The following is a 14,274-nucleotide window of genomic DNA, read 5'->3' on the forward strand; positions in this document are numbered from 1 at the left end:
GGCCTCCGGAACAGTCGTCCGGCCGGGTAGGCCACCCGCGTCGTCTCGACCATGCCACCGAGCAGGACGGCGAACCCGACAGCCGCGAGCACGGGCGCCGCCGTCGAGGCGACGCGTCGCGAACTCGCCGTCAGTTCGGCCGGATGAGCATCGGACCGGCCGAACCCGACCGTCCGAAGGGGCTGATCACCGCTGGTCCACGGTCGGCGACAGGCCTGCGGTGCGCGCGGCGACGCCCGCCTGGACTGCGAAGAGGCGGTCCCGCGCTTGCTGGTCGAGCGTGTGGAAGTGGCCGTGCGCCTCGAGGGTGACGAAGCCGTGCACCGTGGCCCAGGCCAGCATCAGGGCTTCCGCCGGGTCCGGCGCCAGCGAGCTGCCGAGCCGGCCGCGCTCGGTCGTGTCGGCGACGAGTTCGGCCATGTGCTCCATCGCCCGTCGACCGGCCGCCACAGTCGGTCCGTCCGGCGGGGCCGCGTACCCGGGTACGGGGGAGCCGAAGATGAGGGCGAAGCGCTCCGGGTTCCGCTGCGCCCAGGTGCGGTAGGCGATGCAGGTGGCCACGAAGCGGCCGTCCAGGTCGTCCGGCGGCACGGTCCCACGGGTCGCCGTCAACGCGTCCGACAGGCTGTCGTAGGAGTCGGCGACCAGGGCGGTGAGCAGCTCGTCCCGGTCGGCGAAGTAGCGGTACAGGGCGGGCGGGGTCATCCCCATGCTGCGGGCGATGTCGGTGAAGCGGAGATTCGCGGCGCCGCGCTCGACGATCAGGCCCAGGGCCGCGCGCTTGATCTCCTCCACGGTGTCGGCGCGCAGCCGTTCTCGGCGGCTCCGCTGCCCGCTCTCGTCGGTCGGCCCGCCCGTCATCGCATCTCCGTCCGCCCGCCGCGCCAGTCACCGCGTTGACAATCCGTACCCGCCAAGGGAAACGTTACGCTTCATAAGGCGCGTTATGCAGCGTAACGCATCGCCTGGGGGCGGAGCCCCTGACGACGCACGGAGGGCCACATGTCCCAGGGACTGCGCGAGGACCGGCGGACAGCCGCCGGCGAGAGCGGGCCACACCGGCCCGGCCCGCTCGGCCGAATAGCCGGTTGGAGCTTCCGGAACCGGGGCCGCACAGTGCTGCTCTGGCTGCTGGCCGCCGGCGCGGCCTTCGGCCTCTCGGCCGGCCTCGGCGCCAAGTACAGCGCCGACTACACCGCGCCCGGCTCGGACTCCAAGCAGGCCCAGCAGTTGCTGACACGGGACTTCCCCGGGCTGGGCGGCGAGTCGATCAGCCTGGTGCTGACCACCGACGGCAGCGTGACCGACACCGCCACCCGCGACCGGGTCGAGGACCTGCTCGCCCGGATGGCCACGGTGCCGCACGTCAGCGGCATCGACGACCCGTACGGCCCGCGCGGCAAGGTATCGGCAGACGGCCGCACCGCCCTCGGGCAGATCCACCTGGACGTCGCCGTCGCACCCGACATGCCGAAGGCGGACACCCAGCGGCTGCTCGACCTCGCCCGCCCCGTCGACGGCGGCCTGCGCGTCCACCTCGGCGGCATGACGGTCCAGCAGGCCGAGCAGGGCGCGATCGGCTCGGAGGCCATCGGCATCGCGGCCGCCGCCGTGATCCTGGTGATCACCTTCGGCTCGGTCGTGGCCGCCGGCCTGCCGATGCTCACCGCGCTCGGCGGGCTCGCGGTCAGCAGCACCCTGCTTCCGGTCCTCGCCGCGATCATGCCGGTCCCGGACTGGTCCACCTCGCTCGCCGCGATGCTGGGCATCGGCGTCGGCATCGACTACGCGCTCCTGCTGGTCACCCGGTTCCGCGAGTGGCGCGCCGAGGGGCTCGAACCCGAGGCCGCCACGGTCGCCGCGCTGGACACCGCGGGCCGCGCGGTCGTGGTCGCCGGACTGACCGTAGTGGTCAGCATGCTCGGGCTGTTCGCGATGGGCCTGTCGTTCATGCGCGGCGCCGCGGTCTCGGCGATCCTCTCCGTACTCGTCGTCATCGCCGCGTCCGCCACGCTCTTCCCCGCCCTGCTCGGCTACCTCGGCCGACACATCGAGCGCCTCCGACTGCCCCTGCCCCAGCGCCGCGCCGCCCGGGGCGGGAGCGCGGTGGGCGCCGACTGGCTGCGCTGGAGCAGGCTCGTCGAGCGTCACCGCGTCCTCGGCGCCGTCACCGGCGTCGTCGTCCTGCTGGCGCTCGCGGCACCGTTCCTGGGCGTGCGCTTCGGCTTCCCGGACGCGGGCAACGACCCCGCCGGGCGCTCGAACCGGCTGGCGTACGACACGGTGGCCGCCGGCTTCGGACCGGGCAGCAACGGACCGCTGGTCCTGGTCGCCGAGTTGGCGCCGGGCACCCCCGCCGACGCGACAGCCGCACTGCCCACCGCGCTGAAAGCGGTGCCCGGCGTCACGGCGGTGACCCCTCCGATGCCCGGCTCCGACGGCCGCTCGCTGCTGCTCACCGTCGTCCCGGACAGCGGTCCGCAGTCCGAGGCCACCAAGGCCCTGGTCCGCGACCTCCGCGACCACGTCGTCCCGGGTGCGGTCGGCCCCGGCGTCCGGGTGCACGTCGGCGGCGCGACCGCGAGCGCGATCGACAGCACCGACAACATCTCCCGTCGCATCCCCCTGCTGGTCGGCGGCGTGGTCACGGTGTCGATGCTCCTGCTCCTGGTGGCCTTCCGCAGCCTCGCCGTCGCCCTCAAGGCCGCCGTGATGAACCTGCTCTCCGTCGGAGCCGCGTACGGCGTGGTCGCGCTCGTCCTCGAAGGCGGCACCGCCGGCCGATTGATCGGCATCGACAGCCCCACCCCGCTGCCGGCCTTCGTGCCGGTGCTGACCTTCGCCGTCCTGTTCGGCCTGTCGATGGACTACGAGGTCTTCCTGGTGAGTCGGATGCGTGAGGCCTGGCTTCGCAGCAACGACAACGCCGAGTCCATCGTCAGCGGACTGGCGGGCACCGCGCGGGTCATCACCGCGGCGGCGGCCATCATGGTCGCCGTGTTCGCGGCCTTCGTCCCGTCGCCCGACCTGCCGATCAAGGTCATCGGCGTCGGCATGGGCTCGGCCATCCTGATCGACGCGACGCTGGTCCGACTGCTGCTGGTACCGGCCGTGATGCACCTGCTCGGCCGCGGCAACTGGTGGCTGCCCGGCTGGCTGGACCGCCGTCTGCCCCACCTCCACGTCGAAGGACACACGGAGTACTACCAGCCGAAGCCCACCCCCGAGGCACCCCGCTCCCTGACGGTGGCCCGGTAGCGGCAGCAGCGGACCGCGGACGCCCCACGACGCCCGCGGTCCGCCGTCACGGCACCGCCGACCACCGCCGACCACCGCCGACGATCGTCACGGAACTCGCCCCGGAGCCACTCATCCGACCCGACTCATCCCGGGAGGGAAGGACGTCTCTCCGCAGCTGTCCTGGAGCGGCGCCCCGGAAGGCACCCGGAGCTACGCCGTCACCGTCTACGACCCCGACGCGCCCACCGGGTCCGGGTTCTGGCACTGGGCGGTCGCCGACATCCCCGCCACCGTCACCGAGCTGCTTGAGGGTGCCGGCGACGACACCGGCTCCAGCCTGCCCGAGGGCGCGTTCCAGCTGCCCAACGACGCCCGCATGGCCCGCTTCATCGGCGCCGCCCCGCCGGCCGGACACGGCCCGCACCGCTACTTCATCGTGGTGCACGCCCTCGACGTCGACACCATCGGCGTCCCCGCCGACGCCACCCCCGCCGTCCTCGGCTTCACCATGGCCGGCCACATCCTCGGCCGCGCAGTCCTGACCGCCACCGCCGAAACCCCCGCCTGACCAGCACCATGTCGCAACTCATCGACACCACGGAGATGTACCTGCGCACCATCCTGGAACTTGAGGAGGAAGGCGTGGTCCCCATGCGTGCCCGCATCGCCGAGCAACTGCACCAGAGCGGACCCACCGTCAGCCAGACCGTCGCCCGGATGGAGCGCGACGAACTGCTGCACGTCGCCCGCGACCGGCACCTGGAACTGACCGACCGGGGCCGCCGACTGGCCACACGTGTCATGCGCAAGCACCGCCTCGCCGAGTGCCTGCTCGTCGACGTGATCGGCCTGGAATGGGAACAGGCCCACACCGAAGCCTGCCGCTGGGAACACGTGATGAGCGAAGCCGTCGAACGCCGCGTCCTGCACCTGCTGCAACACCCGACCACATCCCCCTACGGCAACCCGATCCCGGGCCTGGAGGAGCTCGACAAGAAGAACACAACGGACCCGTCCCTCGGGGAGGAATTGAAGGGATTGATCAGCCTCAACGACTTCCGGCGGGCCCCGGACGGCGCGAGCGCGGTCGTACACCGCATCGGAGAGCCGATCCAGGCCGATCTCCGGCTGATGCACGCCCTGCGCCGCGCCGGGGTGCAGCCCGGCGCCGTCGTGCAGGTGACACCGTCGCCCGACGGTGTCGCGGTCGCCAACGCACAAGGGGCCGCGGAACTTCCCGCACGGGCGGCCGCGCATGTCTTCGTGACCGCGCACTGAGCAGCCGTCACATGCCGCTCATCATCGTGGCCGGGGTGTCCGCGTTTTGCGGGCCGTTGGGCGTGCTCGGGCTCGCTGCGGCTTCGTCGAGCGCGGCTCGGTGGGCGGTGGCGTCCTCGCTCATCCGGCGGCGCAGCTCCCGATAGGTGTGGTGGTCGGTGAGCGAGGACCGGGCCGGCCGCGTGGTGGGCCGGCCGCCGGGGCCCTGGCCGGCCTGCACCACGGGGCGGCGCCGACGCGGACGTCGACGGCCGTCACGGTGCCGGGCCGCAGCTGCTCGAAGGCGGCGAGGATGTGGCGGGCCCGGTGGCGGAGTGGGCGGCCGGCGAGCACGCGCAGGCGGAGGGTGGTCGGCGCTCGCCGACCGGCCGTGGCCCAGCCGGCGAGTCGAGAGCAGAAGGCTCAGCGGGCCAGCAGGTCCCGGATCGCGGCCGCGATCTCGTCGGGTGCCTCTTCGGCCATGAAGTGCCCGGATCGGGTCAGCCGGTGGTCCAGATCCGGCGCCCATGCCTTCCACACCCCGACAGCGTCGTAGCCGAGCTGCGCACCCCAGTCCTGCTGGACGACCGCCACGGGCATGGCCAGCTGCGACCCGGCGTCCAGGTCCGCCTGGTCGTGCGTGACGTCGATGTCCGCCGAGGCCCGGTAGTCCGCGACGATCGACGTCACCGCCGCGGCGCTCGCGCGCAGGTATTCGGCACGCACCTCTTCGGGCATGGTGGTCGGGTCGTTGGCCCAGGCGTCGAGGAACGAGCCGAAGAACGCGTCCGCACTGCCTGCGATCATCGCCTCCGGCACGCCCGGCGGCTGCGCCATCAGGAAGAGGTGGTAACCGACCGACGCCGAGGCGCCGTGCAGGACGTTCCACATGTCGAGCGTCGGCACGATGTCGAGAATGCCCAGGTGCGTGATGGTCTCAGGGTGGTCCAACCCCGCCCGGAAGGCGACCAGGGCTCCCCGGTCGTGGCCGACGAGGGCGAAGCGCTCGTGCCCGAGCGCCGCCGCCAGGGTCACGACGTCGGCGGCCATGGTGCGCTTGGCGTACACATCGGGGTCAGTGGCCGCCGGCTTGTCGCTGGCGCCGTAGCCCCGCAGGTCGGGACAGATCACCGTGTGCTCGTCGGCGAGACGCTCGGCGACGTGCCGCCACATCAGGTGGGTCTGGGGAAAACCGTGCAACAGCACGACCGGGCTGCCGCTGCCGCCGACAGCGGCAGCCAGCTCCACACCGTCCGCGCCGGGCAGGCGGATGTGATCGAAGCCGGGAATGGTGAGCGTCATGAGGGAGCATCCTTGCGGGTCGGGGACTTGACCGGATCAGCTTGGGCGACAGCGATCAGCAGCCGATCAGTACGGTTGGGCGCAGCCGGCCCCTGGCCCGGAGGATAGGAGCATGCGAATCGACGTGCTCGGTGCGGTGCGGGCCCTCCACGACGACGGCAGCCCGGTTGACCTGGGCGGACCCCGCCATCGTGAGGTACTCGCCCGGCTCGTCGCCGCCGAGGGACGGATGGTCACCACCGACACCTTCGTCAATGACCTGTGGACCGATCCACCTGCCCGCGCCGTGGGCGCGCTGCGCACCTTCGTCGCCGCGCTGCGCCGCGCCCTCGAACCCGACCGACCGCCCCGCGATCCGCCGCGCGTCATCGTCACCGAAGGTCCCGGCTACGCGCTGCGCCTGCCGCGCGAGGACGTGGACGTCCATCGGTTCCAGGACGCCCTGGCCCGAGCCCGCCGCACCCCCGAGGCGGTGACCGACCTCGGCGCGGCACTCGCGGCCTGGCGCGGACCCGCCTACGCCGATGTGACCGGCTCCCCATGGGCGCAGCGCGAGCAGACCCGGCTGGAGGAGCTCAGGTTGGACGGGGTGGAAGTGCGCGCCCGCATCCTCCTCGACTCCGGGGAAGGGGCAGATCTCGTCGCCGAACTGGGTGCCCATGTCGCCGAACACCCGTGGCGCGAGTCGGCCTGGGAGCTGGTTGCCCGCGCGCTGTACCGCGCGGGCCGCCGGGCCGACGCGCTGGCCGCTCTCCGCCGCGCCCGCGCGATGCTCGTCGGCCAACTCGGACTCGACCCCGGTGGCGACCTGCAGCGCCTGGAGAGGGACATCCTCAACGGGTCCGCGCGCCCGGAAGGAGCACGTACCGCGTGGACCGGCCCTGGTGTCCGGCTCGGCCCGCGCACCACCGTGGATCTGGCCCGCACCCTCGCACTGGCGGGTGGCGACGCCCTCGTCCACTCGCGGCGCGACCGCCTCGCCGCCGTCCGGGCGGCGGAACGCACGGGCGACCTCTCCCTGACCGCCCGCATCATCGGCGCCTACGACGTGCCCGCCATCTGGAGCCGGGCCGATGACCCGGAGCAGTCCCGCGCCGTCGTCGCTGCTGCCGAGCGCACGCTCACCGGGCTCGGACCAGACGGCCCCGCCGACCTGCGCGCCCGCCTCCTGGCCACGGTCGCCGTCGAGAGCCGCAGCGCCGATCTGTCCGGGACCGAGCTGAAGCACGCGCAGCAGGCGGCGCGTCAGGCAGAGGCGCTGGCACGGGACCTGGCCGATCCAGCCCTGCTGGCCTTCGCCCTCAACGGGGTGTTCCTGCAGTCCTTCAGCGGCCCCGGGCTCGCGGCGGAACGGGACAGGATCGGCGTCGAGATCCTCGACCTGTCCACCCGGCACGAGCTGCCGAACTTCGCCGTACTCGGCCGACTCGTCCGCCTGCAATCCGCCTCGGCCCTCGGCGACCTCGACGCCGCGACCTCGCACGCCGATGCAGCCGACCGGCTCGCCGCCGCCACCGAGGCGCCCCTCGTCCCCGTCCTCACCGGGTGGTTCAGGGCCCGGGCCACGGCCGCCCGCAGCGCCGAACCCGGCGGACCGACCGCCGCCACGGCAGCAGCGCACTACCGCGCCGCCGAGGACACCCTCCGGACGGCCGGAATGCCGGGGCTGCACCGCGGCCTCTTCCCGCTCGCCCTGCTGGGACTGCGCCTGCTGCACGACCGGCCCGCGCCCACCGACCCGCACCTCGACTGGGGCCCGTACGGGCCCTGGACGCGACCCCTCGTGCTGCTCGCCCAGAACCGGGGCGAGCAGGCCCGTACCGCCCTCGCCGCGGTGCCCGATCCACCGCGTGACCACATGCAGGAGGCCATGTGGTGCCTGACCGCCCGTGCCGCCGTACGCCTCGGCGAGCGCGGAATCGCCGCCCGCGCTGCGGCTGCCCTGCGTGTTGCCCGTGCAGAACACGCGGGCGCCGCCGGCGGATTGCTGACCCTGGGCCCGGTGGCGCGGTACCTGGCAGAAGCGGAGGCATGCGCCGGAGCGGGGTGAGCGACCGCCGTCCGCGAGCCCCGGGCCCGTCCGCGCTCACCTCACGGCCCGCGGGATCAGGTCGCCATGACGTTCAGGGGCGTCTGTGGCCGACACCAGGCAGTCGCGACGGCTCGGCGCCACGCGTGGTGATCCACCTGTTCACCCTCGTACCCCCGCTCCGTCATGGCTTGAGGTGATCGTGCCGGAGGACCGCGGCCCGGGCCGCCGGCCCGATTCACTTGATGCGGGCCCGTCTGCGATCGGTGTGCCGGCGCGGTCACCGGTGCCCGGGAGGTCCTTGGCGGGCCGGCCTGCGGGTGCGCTCACCGGGCATCGACCGGGTGAGGACGCCGAGTGTGAGCAGGGCGAGCGCCGGCAGCACGGCGACGATGATTCCCATCGGCAAGGCGTCGGTGGCGCCACCCGCGCCGGCCAGCGGAGCAAGTGCCGCTCCGAACATGAACTGGCTGAAGCCGAGCAGGGCGGCGGCCGACCCGGCGTGTCCGCCGTGGCCGGCCAGGGCCTGGGCCGCGGCGTTCGGCATGACCAGGCCCACACTGGAGACCAGGACGAACAGGCCGATCAGGAGCACGGGCAGGGGCGCCCGTGTCAGCACCGCGCCCAGGACCGTGGTGCCACCGGCTGTCGCGCCCAGCAGACCGGCGAGCAGCAGCACGCGGGCGCCGGCCCGGGCCACCAGCCGGCCGCTGATCCGGGCGGCCGCGACGAGTCCGGCGGCGTTGGCGGCGAACACGGCGCTGTACTGCTGCGGTGACAGGCCGTGGATTTCCTGCAGGACGAACGGCGAGCCGGAGATGTAGGCGAACATCGCCGCGAAGACCAGGCCGTTGGCCAGGACGTACCCGGTGAAGACCCGGTCGCCGAGCAGTTGCCCGATGACAGCCGGCAGCGGCTGGCGTGACGCGGAGGGCCGGGTCTGCGGCAGTCCTGCGGCGCAGGCCGCCAGCATCACGGCGCCGAGTACGGCCAGGGCCACGAAGATTCCAGGCCAGGCCGTGACGCGCAGTAGCTGGCCGCCGAGGACCGGCGCGAGCACCGGCGCCAGGCCGGTGATCAAGGTCAGTGTGGAGAAGAGACGTGCGGTGCGGGTTCCGGAGGTGCGGTCGCGGACCATGGCGTTGGCGATGACGATGCCGAACGCCCCGCCGATGCCCTGGACCAGGCGTAGGCCGACGAAGGTCGGGACGTCGGGCGCCACCGCGCAGAACGCGCCGGCGATCGTGTAGAGGGCGAGGCCCGCCAGCAACGGACGCCGCCGGCCGTAGGTGTCGCTCAGCGGCCCGGCGATCAGCTGCCCGACGGCCAGCCCGGCCAGGCAGGCGGTGATGGTGAGCTGGGTGGCCGCGGCGCCGGCGCGCAGGTCGCCGGCGAGGTCCGGCAGTCCGGGCAGGTAGCCGTCGATGGACAGTGGTCCCAGGGCCACAAGCGCTGCGAGCAGGACGATGAATCGGGTGTGCGGGCCGGCGGCGTCGTTGCTCATGGCTCAGTACGCCACGGTGATGCGGCGGCGGATCGCGGTGCCGCTCTCGATCGTGTCGGCCAAGGCGATCGCGTAGTCGGCGTACGAGATGCGGCTGTTGCCGTCGTCGTCGGTGAGCAGGGTGTCCCCGGCGCTGCGGTAGGCCCCGGTCCGCTCGCCCGCTGCGATGACCGCGGCGGGCGACACGTACGTCCAGTCGAGGTCGTGCACGCCGCGGTAGAGGTCGAGCGCTTCGGACTGGGCCTCGGCGTTGGCCTTCCACAGCGCGGGGAAGTCCGGGTCGTCCATGACCCGGGCGCCGGTCGGCGTGCGCAGGCTGCCGGCACCGCCGATGGTGACCAGGCGGGTGACGCCGGCTCGGCGGAGTCCGTCGATCAGCGCACGGGCGGCACCGACGATCGTGGCGCGGTCGTCCTCCTGGCCGATCCGGGGGCCGACGGCCGACAGTACGGCGTCGTGGGAGGCGGCGAGGCCGGCGACCGCGGCGGCGTCCGTGACGTCACCGGTGGTCACGGTCAGGGCCTTGTGCTTGAGTCCGTCGACGTGGCCGGCTCGGGTGACCGCGGTGACGGTGTGGCCGCGACGCAGTAGTTCCTCGGTGGTGGGCCGGCCGATGTTGCCGCCGGCACCGAACAGGACGATCTTCATGTGTTGCTCCTTGTTTCTGATGGTCTCTGATGTTTTCTGATGGTCAAAGGACGGGCCGGCCGTCGGCGATGATGGCCGCGGTGATGCCGCGCTCGTCGGCGGCGTGCTGGAAGCGCTGCTCGATGTCGGGTTGTTCGGTGTAGAACGGCGGGTTGTGGAACAGGCCGTAGTGCATGGCGCAGACGGTGCCGGCGCCGAGCGCGACGGCGGCCTCGACGCCCTGCTCGGGGGTCATGGTCGCCGGGACGTTGGCCGCGTAGCCCTCGAAGTGGGCGATGACGCCGTTGACCGGGACGAACGCGACGTCGAACGGGCCGTGGTCGCGGGCGATCTGCCACCAGCTGCCGTGCCACTGGGTGTCGCCGCAGTGGATGATCCGCCGACCGGCGCCTTCGACGACCCAGGCGACCTGGTCGCAGTCGTTGCCGCGCCAGTCCAGCGAGGTCACCGGGGTGACGGTCAGCTCTCCGATGCGGCGTGACCGGCCCAGGTCCTGGGCAACGGGGGTGATGCCCGCCTCTTGCAGCGCCGCCGCGCTCGGGGTGTGGCAGCCGATCGTGCCGGTGGCCGCGATCCGGGCGATCAGGTCGTGGTCGTAGTGGTCGGGGTGCAGGTGGGTGATGAGGGCGTGGGTGCCGGGCGGGGTGTCGACCGGGTCGACCGGCCGGTGCGGCGGCCCCATCACCGGCGCCAGCGGAGCGACGTTCTCAAGCGGGTCGATCAGCAGGCGGGTGTCGCCGAGACGGATCTCGACGCCGGCCCAGGCCAGCCGACGCACGGAAAGGGTGGTGGTCATGGGCAGCGACGCTAGACCGCCGTTGTTGAGAAAGTCAACAAGAGAGTTCTGAATCTCAACGCCGCAAGGTAGGGTGGTGGCATGCGCACCTACGGGCAGTACTGCGGCATCGCGAAAGCACTGGACACCATCGGCGACCGGTGGACCCTGCTGATCGTCCGTGAACTGCTCGCCCTGGGTCCGTGCCGGCACACCGACCTGCGCAACGGGCTGCCCGGGATCGCCAGTAATCTGCTGGTCGACCGGCTCCGCGAACTGGAGGAAGCCGGCCTGATCCACCGCAAGGCCGCCCCGCCGCCGGTGGCCACCACCCTGTTCTCCCTCACCGAGCGTGGCCGCGCGCTGGAGCCGGTGCTGCAGGAACTGAGCCGATGGGGAATTCCGCTGTTGCGCGAGCCGGCCGGCAGCGACACCTTCCGCACCCACTGGCTGGACATGCCCGCCCGGGCACTGACCGACCACCGTCCCGACCAGCCGGCAATCGCCCTGCAACTGCACGCCGACGGCAACGAAGACCTGGTCATCGAAGTCAAGGACGGCTCGGTGCACACCCACGCCGGCCGGGTCGACCACCCCACCGCGTCCCTGACCGGACCGCCGCACCTGCTGGCCGCGACCCTGCTCGGCGACCTCGATCTGAGCGCCGCGGTACAGCAAGGCCTGCAGCTCAGCGGCAATCGCGAGGCAGTACTGCGCATCCTGCCCCGCTGAACGACCGGCCGCGCGCGAGACTGCGACCTCAAGCCCTACCGAGTCTGCGCCGGTCTCGAAAACGGTCCTCTGTCGTGCGCAACGGGCTGCCGGGACCGGCTGCCGTGGCCGCGGAGATCACTACCACGGTCTGGCTCGGGCCGTGGCCAACGGAACCACAGCATCATGTCGCCGTGACCCGCGAGGGGCAGATGGTCCCGCACGCATGGGGATCGTGCTGGAGACTGCACGACTTGTCCCCGGGCCGGACGGGCACGCCTCGCCCCGGTGGCCGGAACCCGTGGCGGCGGTTTCAGTTCCGCGCGCGGCATATCGGTCCAACACCCCTGAGCCTGCGCGGCCCGCCCCCAAGCCGGCCGTACCTGTACGGCTCACAGCCTCAGCGTCGGTGCCGGGCCTGATGGGCCGCGATCAGGTCGCGGTACCACGCGTACGACGCCTTCGGCGTGCGCACCTGCGTCTCGAAGTCGACGTGGACTAGACCAAAACGCTGATTGAACCCCTCGGCCCATTCGAAGTTGTCGAGGAGGGACCAGGTGTAGTAGCCGCGGATGTCGATGCCTTCGGCGATGGCGGCGGCGAGGGCGTCGAGGTGGGCGGCCATGAAGTCGATGCGGGGCTGGTCGGGGGTGGTGTCCTCGGTGACGGAGCAGCCGTTTTCGGTGATGGTGACGGGTGGGAGGGCCTTGCCGTACAACTCGCGGAGGTTGAGGAGGAGTTGGGTGAGGGCTTCGGGGACGACGGGCCAGCCGAAGGCGGTGTGGGGGGCCTCGGGGATGTCGACGAGGTCGAAGGGGAGGCCGGGTTCGGTGGGGGCGGCGACGCGGGTGGGGTTGTAGAAGTTGAGGCCGAGGCCGTCCAGGCCGGGGGTGTGAATGAGGTCGAGGTCTCCGGGACGGACCGCGCCGAAGATGTCGTCGGGGACGCCGAGGGCGGTGAGGTCGGGGTAGCGGCCGAGGAGGACGGGGTCGGTGAACAGGCGGTTGTGGAGGGCGTCGTAGGCCGCGGCGGCGGCGAGATCGGCAGGTGAGGGGGAGGCCGGCTCGACCGGGGTGAGGTTGTTGGAGAGCATCGCCTCCAGGCCGCGCTCGTGCAGGACCGAGGTGGCCAGGCCGTGGGCGAGGAGTTGGTGGTGGGCGGCCGGGAGGGCTTCGAACATCAGGGTGCGGCCGGGGGCGTGAGTGCCCAGCGCGTAGCCGAACACCGTGTGGACGAAGGGCTCGTTGAGGGTGATCCAGGTGGGGACGCGGTCGCCGAGGCGGTCGGCCATGACGGTGGCGTACTCGGCGAAGCGGTACGCGGTGTCGCGGTTGAGCCAGCCGCCGTTGTCCTCCAGGGCCTGTGGGAGGTCCCAGTGGAAGAGGGTGGGGAGCGGGGTGATGCCGGCCTCGAGGAGCGCGTCCACGAGGCGGTCGTAGAAGGCGAGTCCGGCGGGGTTGACGGTGCCAGCGCCGGTGGGGAGCACGCGGGGCCAGGCGATGGAGAAGCGGTAGCCGTCCAGCCCGAGGTCCTTCATCAGGGCGATGTCCTCGGGGTACCGGTGGTAGTGGTCGCAGGCCACCGCGCCGGTGTGGCCGTCCCGGACGGTGCCGGGGCGGGCGGCGAAGGTGTCCCAGACGGAGGGCCCGCGCCCGTCCTCGTCCACCGCCCCCTCGATCTGGTACGCGGCGGTGGCGGCACCCCAGCGGAAATCCGCCGGCAGGTCGAAGCGGTCCGGCATGGCAGCCTCCTGACACAGAAATGCGAGGAGGACTCATGTTAGTGACATCGCGCCGAAACACCAGGCCCGTTCCCGAAGTGGCCGACGAGGCACGTGAGATGGCCCGTAGCTGATTGTGTCCTGTGGTCGGGGATCGAACTGTCAGTAGTGCGGGGGAAGTTGTCGGATCGCTTGGTGTTCCGTGGGATCGGGGCGGGTCCTAGGATCGCGTCATGTTGACAGGGTGGGGGACCCATGTGCGGCGGCATGCCGTGCTTGGTGCGGTGGAGGTCGCGCTGGTCTGGCCGGCGACGGTGGTCGTGGTGGCGAAGGTGCTGCCGGTTCTCGCGCCCGGGTGGTTCCCGCAGTTGGGGCCGACGGTGGTCAACCTCGTGGCCTGTGTGCCCGTGCTGGTGCTGCTGAAGGCGTGGGGCCTGCTCCGGGCGGGTGGTGTGACCGGGCCGGGCGAATGGGCGCGATGGCCGGTGCTGCTTCCGCTGGTGGTCGTGGCGGGGCTCACCGTCCTGCCTGGGTTCGCGGGCGGGACGGCCACGCTGGTCGGCGGGGCCGTGCTCGTGCTCGCCATCGGGGTCAGCGAGGAACTCTCCAGCCGTGCACTGGTGTTGCAGGTCGCGCGACCGCTGGGGGCTTGGCGGGCCGTCACGCTGACGGCGGTTCTGTTCGGGGCGGTGCACCTGGACAACTACCTGTTCTTCGGGGCGCGTTCGCTGACCGGCACCCTGTGGCAGATGCTGGAGGCGGGCCTGTTCGGCTTCTGCCTCTGCGCGGCCCGCCTGGTCATCGGCAGCGTCTGGCCGCTGGTCCTCGTGCACGCGCTCGGGGACTACACGGAGCTCTACGTCCCCGGCGGGCCCCCCGACTGGCTCCAGGCGCTGGGCATGGTCGTCGACCTCGGGCTCGGTCTGGCGCTGCTGCGCCGGCACGGGTGGAACGAACCGGTCGCGGGTGCCTGACGCGGCAGCGCGAGATGGAGGAAACGAACGCCGCTCGCCCTGCCGGTCTGGCCCCGGGGCGGGGGCAGAGCGGCAGGGCGAGCGGTGGGGCGGTCGGGCGGGGGGGCCGTCGGG

Annotated in this window: 12 protein-coding genes and 1 pseudogene; 6 read left to right on the forward strand and 7 right to left on the reverse strand. The window is 72.5% G+C overall.

Annotated elements, in window-relative coordinates:
• Positions 1-186: 186 nt before the first annotated feature.
• Complete coding sequence (locus tag ACFQ6N_RS12760; protein ID WP_380648854.1) at positions 187-861, reverse strand: TetR/AcrR family transcriptional regulator; 675 nt, start codon at positions 859-861, stop codon at positions 187-189.
• 141 nt (positions 862-1,002) lie between these two features.
• On the opposite strand from ACFQ6N_RS12760, the gene ACFQ6N_RS12765 reads away from it, so the two are divergent.
• The 3 genes and pseudogenes from ACFQ6N_RS12765 to ACFQ6N_RS12775 all read left to right on the forward strand — a co-directional run bounded on the left by ACFQ6N_RS12765 (position 1,003) and on the right by ACFQ6N_RS12775 (position 4,518).
• Positions 1,003-3,258, forward strand: coding sequence for an MMPL family transporter (locus ACFQ6N_RS12765; protein ID WP_380648855.1), 2,256 nt, complete (start codon positions 1,003-1,005; stop codon positions 3,256-3,258).
• Between the two features lie 127 nt (positions 3,259-3,385).
• Positions 3,386-3,808, forward strand: a pseudogene (locus ACFQ6N_RS12770) (YbhB/YbcL family Raf kinase inhibitor-like protein); the annotation flags it as partial.
• An 8-nt stretch (positions 3,809-3,816) separates the two neighbouring features.
• Positions 3,817-4,518, forward strand: coding sequence for a metal-dependent transcriptional regulator (locus ACFQ6N_RS12775; protein ID WP_380648856.1), 702 nt, complete (start codon positions 3,817-3,819; stop codon positions 4,516-4,518).
• A 7-nt stretch (positions 4,519-4,525) separates the two neighbouring features.
• On the opposite strand, the gene ACFQ6N_RS12780 is transcribed toward ACFQ6N_RS12775, so the two are convergent.
• Positions 4,526-4,741, reverse strand: coding sequence for a hypothetical protein (locus ACFQ6N_RS12780; RefSeq protein ID WP_380648858.1), 216 nt, complete (start codon positions 4,739-4,741; stop codon positions 4,526-4,528).
• 179 nt (positions 4,742-4,920) lie between these two features.
• The gene (locus tag ACFQ6N_RS12785) at positions 4,921-5,799 is read right to left on the reverse strand and encodes an alpha/beta fold hydrolase (RefSeq protein ID WP_380648859.1); all 879 of its coding nucleotides are present in this window, start codon (positions 5,797-5,799) and stop codon (positions 4,921-4,923) included.
• A 112-nt stretch (positions 5,800-5,911) separates the two neighbouring features.
• Between ACFQ6N_RS12785 and ACFQ6N_RS12790 the strand changes: the two genes are divergently transcribed.
• A complete protein-coding gene (locus ACFQ6N_RS12790) occupies positions 5,912-7,849 on the forward strand; it encodes a BTAD domain-containing putative transcriptional regulator (RefSeq protein ID WP_380648860.1) in 1,938 nt (645 codons plus the stop codon).
• A gap of 259 nt (positions 7,850-8,108) precedes the next feature.
• On the opposite strand, the gene ACFQ6N_RS12795 is transcribed toward ACFQ6N_RS12790, so the two are convergent.
• The 3 genes from ACFQ6N_RS12795 to ACFQ6N_RS12805 are packed head-to-tail and all read right to left on the reverse strand — an operon-like array spanning position 8,109 to position 10,776.
• Positions 8,109-9,332, reverse strand: a complete 1,224-nt coding sequence (locus tag ACFQ6N_RS12795; RefSeq protein WP_380648861.1) for a multidrug effflux MFS transporter — start codon at positions 9,330-9,332, stop codon at positions 8,109-8,111.
• Positions 9,333-9,335: 3 nt separating this feature from the next.
• Positions 9,336-9,980 carry an NAD(P)-dependent oxidoreductase gene (locus ACFQ6N_RS12800; RefSeq protein ID WP_375946411.1) on the reverse strand — a complete coding sequence of 215 codons (645 nt, stop codon included), beginning with the start codon at positions 9,978-9,980 and terminating at the stop codon, positions 9,336-9,338.
• Positions 9,981-10,023: 43 nt separating this feature from the next.
• A complete protein-coding gene (locus ACFQ6N_RS12805) occupies positions 10,024-10,776 on the reverse strand; it encodes an MBL fold metallo-hydrolase (RefSeq protein WP_375946412.1) in 753 nt (250 codons plus the stop codon).
• Positions 10,777-10,857: 81 nt separating this feature from the next.
• Here ACFQ6N_RS12805 and ACFQ6N_RS12810 point away from each other — a divergent pair, with 81 nt between their 5' ends.
• Positions 10,858-11,487 carry a winged helix-turn-helix transcriptional regulator gene (locus tag ACFQ6N_RS12810; protein WP_380342642.1) on the forward strand — a complete coding sequence of 210 codons (630 nt, stop codon included), beginning with the start codon at positions 10,858-10,860 and terminating at the stop codon, positions 11,485-11,487.
• A gap of 379 nt (positions 11,488-11,866) precedes the next feature.
• Here ACFQ6N_RS12810 and ACFQ6N_RS12815 read toward each other — a convergent pair whose 3' ends face one another.
• On the reverse strand, positions 11,867-13,207 hold the full coding sequence (locus ACFQ6N_RS12815; RefSeq protein WP_380648862.1) for a GH1 family beta-glucosidase: 1,341 nt from the start codon (positions 13,205-13,207) through the stop codon (positions 11,867-11,869).
• 251 nt (positions 13,208-13,458) lie between these two features.
• Between ACFQ6N_RS12815 and ACFQ6N_RS12820 the strand changes: the two genes are divergently transcribed.
• On the forward strand, positions 13,459-14,160 hold the full coding sequence (locus tag ACFQ6N_RS12820; RefSeq protein ID WP_380648863.1) for a CPBP family intramembrane glutamic endopeptidase: 702 nt from the start codon (positions 13,459-13,461) through the stop codon (positions 14,158-14,160).
• Positions 14,161-14,274: the final 114 nt, after the last annotated feature.

This window comes from Kitasatospora sp. NPDC056446 (genome assembly GCF_042796115.1).
Classification (GTDB): domain Bacteria; phylum Actinomycetota; class Actinomycetes; order Streptomycetales; family Streptomycetaceae; genus Kitasatospora.

Excerpts from the sequence above, each read along its gene's own strand:
- ACFQ6N_RS12760 (WP_380648854.1), bottom strand. The coding sequence starts at position 861 with ATGACGGGCGGGCCGACCGACGAGAGCGGGCAGCGGAGCCGCCGAGAA.
- ACFQ6N_RS12765 (WP_380648855.1), top strand. The coding sequence starts at position 1,003 with ATGTCCCAGGGACTGCGCGAGGACCGGCGGACAGCCGCCGGCGAGAGC.
- ACFQ6N_RS12775 (WP_380648856.1), top strand. The coding sequence starts at position 3,817 with ATGTCGCAACTCATCGACACCACGGAGATGTACCTGCGCACCATCCTG.
- ACFQ6N_RS12785 (WP_380648859.1), bottom strand. The coding sequence starts at position 5,799 with ATGACGCTCACCATTCCCGGCTTCGATCACATCCGCCTGCCCGGCGCG.
- ACFQ6N_RS12790 (WP_380648860.1), top strand. The coding sequence starts at position 5,912 with ATGCGAATCGACGTGCTCGGTGCGGTGCGGGCCCTCCACGACGACGGC.
- ACFQ6N_RS12795 (WP_380648861.1), bottom strand. The coding sequence starts at position 9,332 with ATGAGCAACGACGCCGCCGGCCCGCACACCCGATTCATCGTCCTGCTC.
- ACFQ6N_RS12800 (WP_375946411.1), bottom strand. The coding sequence starts at position 9,980 with ATGAAGATCGTCCTGTTCGGTGCCGGCGGCAACATCGGCCGGCCCACC.
- ACFQ6N_RS12805 (WP_375946412.1), bottom strand. The coding sequence starts at position 10,776 with ATGACCACCACCCTTTCCGTGCGTCGGCTGGCCTGGGCCGGCGTCGAG.
- ACFQ6N_RS12810 (WP_380342642.1), top strand. The coding sequence starts at position 10,858 with ATGCGCACCTACGGGCAGTACTGCGGCATCGCGAAAGCACTGGACACC.
- ACFQ6N_RS12815 (WP_380648862.1), bottom strand. The coding sequence starts at position 13,207 with ATGCCGGACCGCTTCGACCTGCCGGCGGATTTCCGCTGGGGTGCCGCC.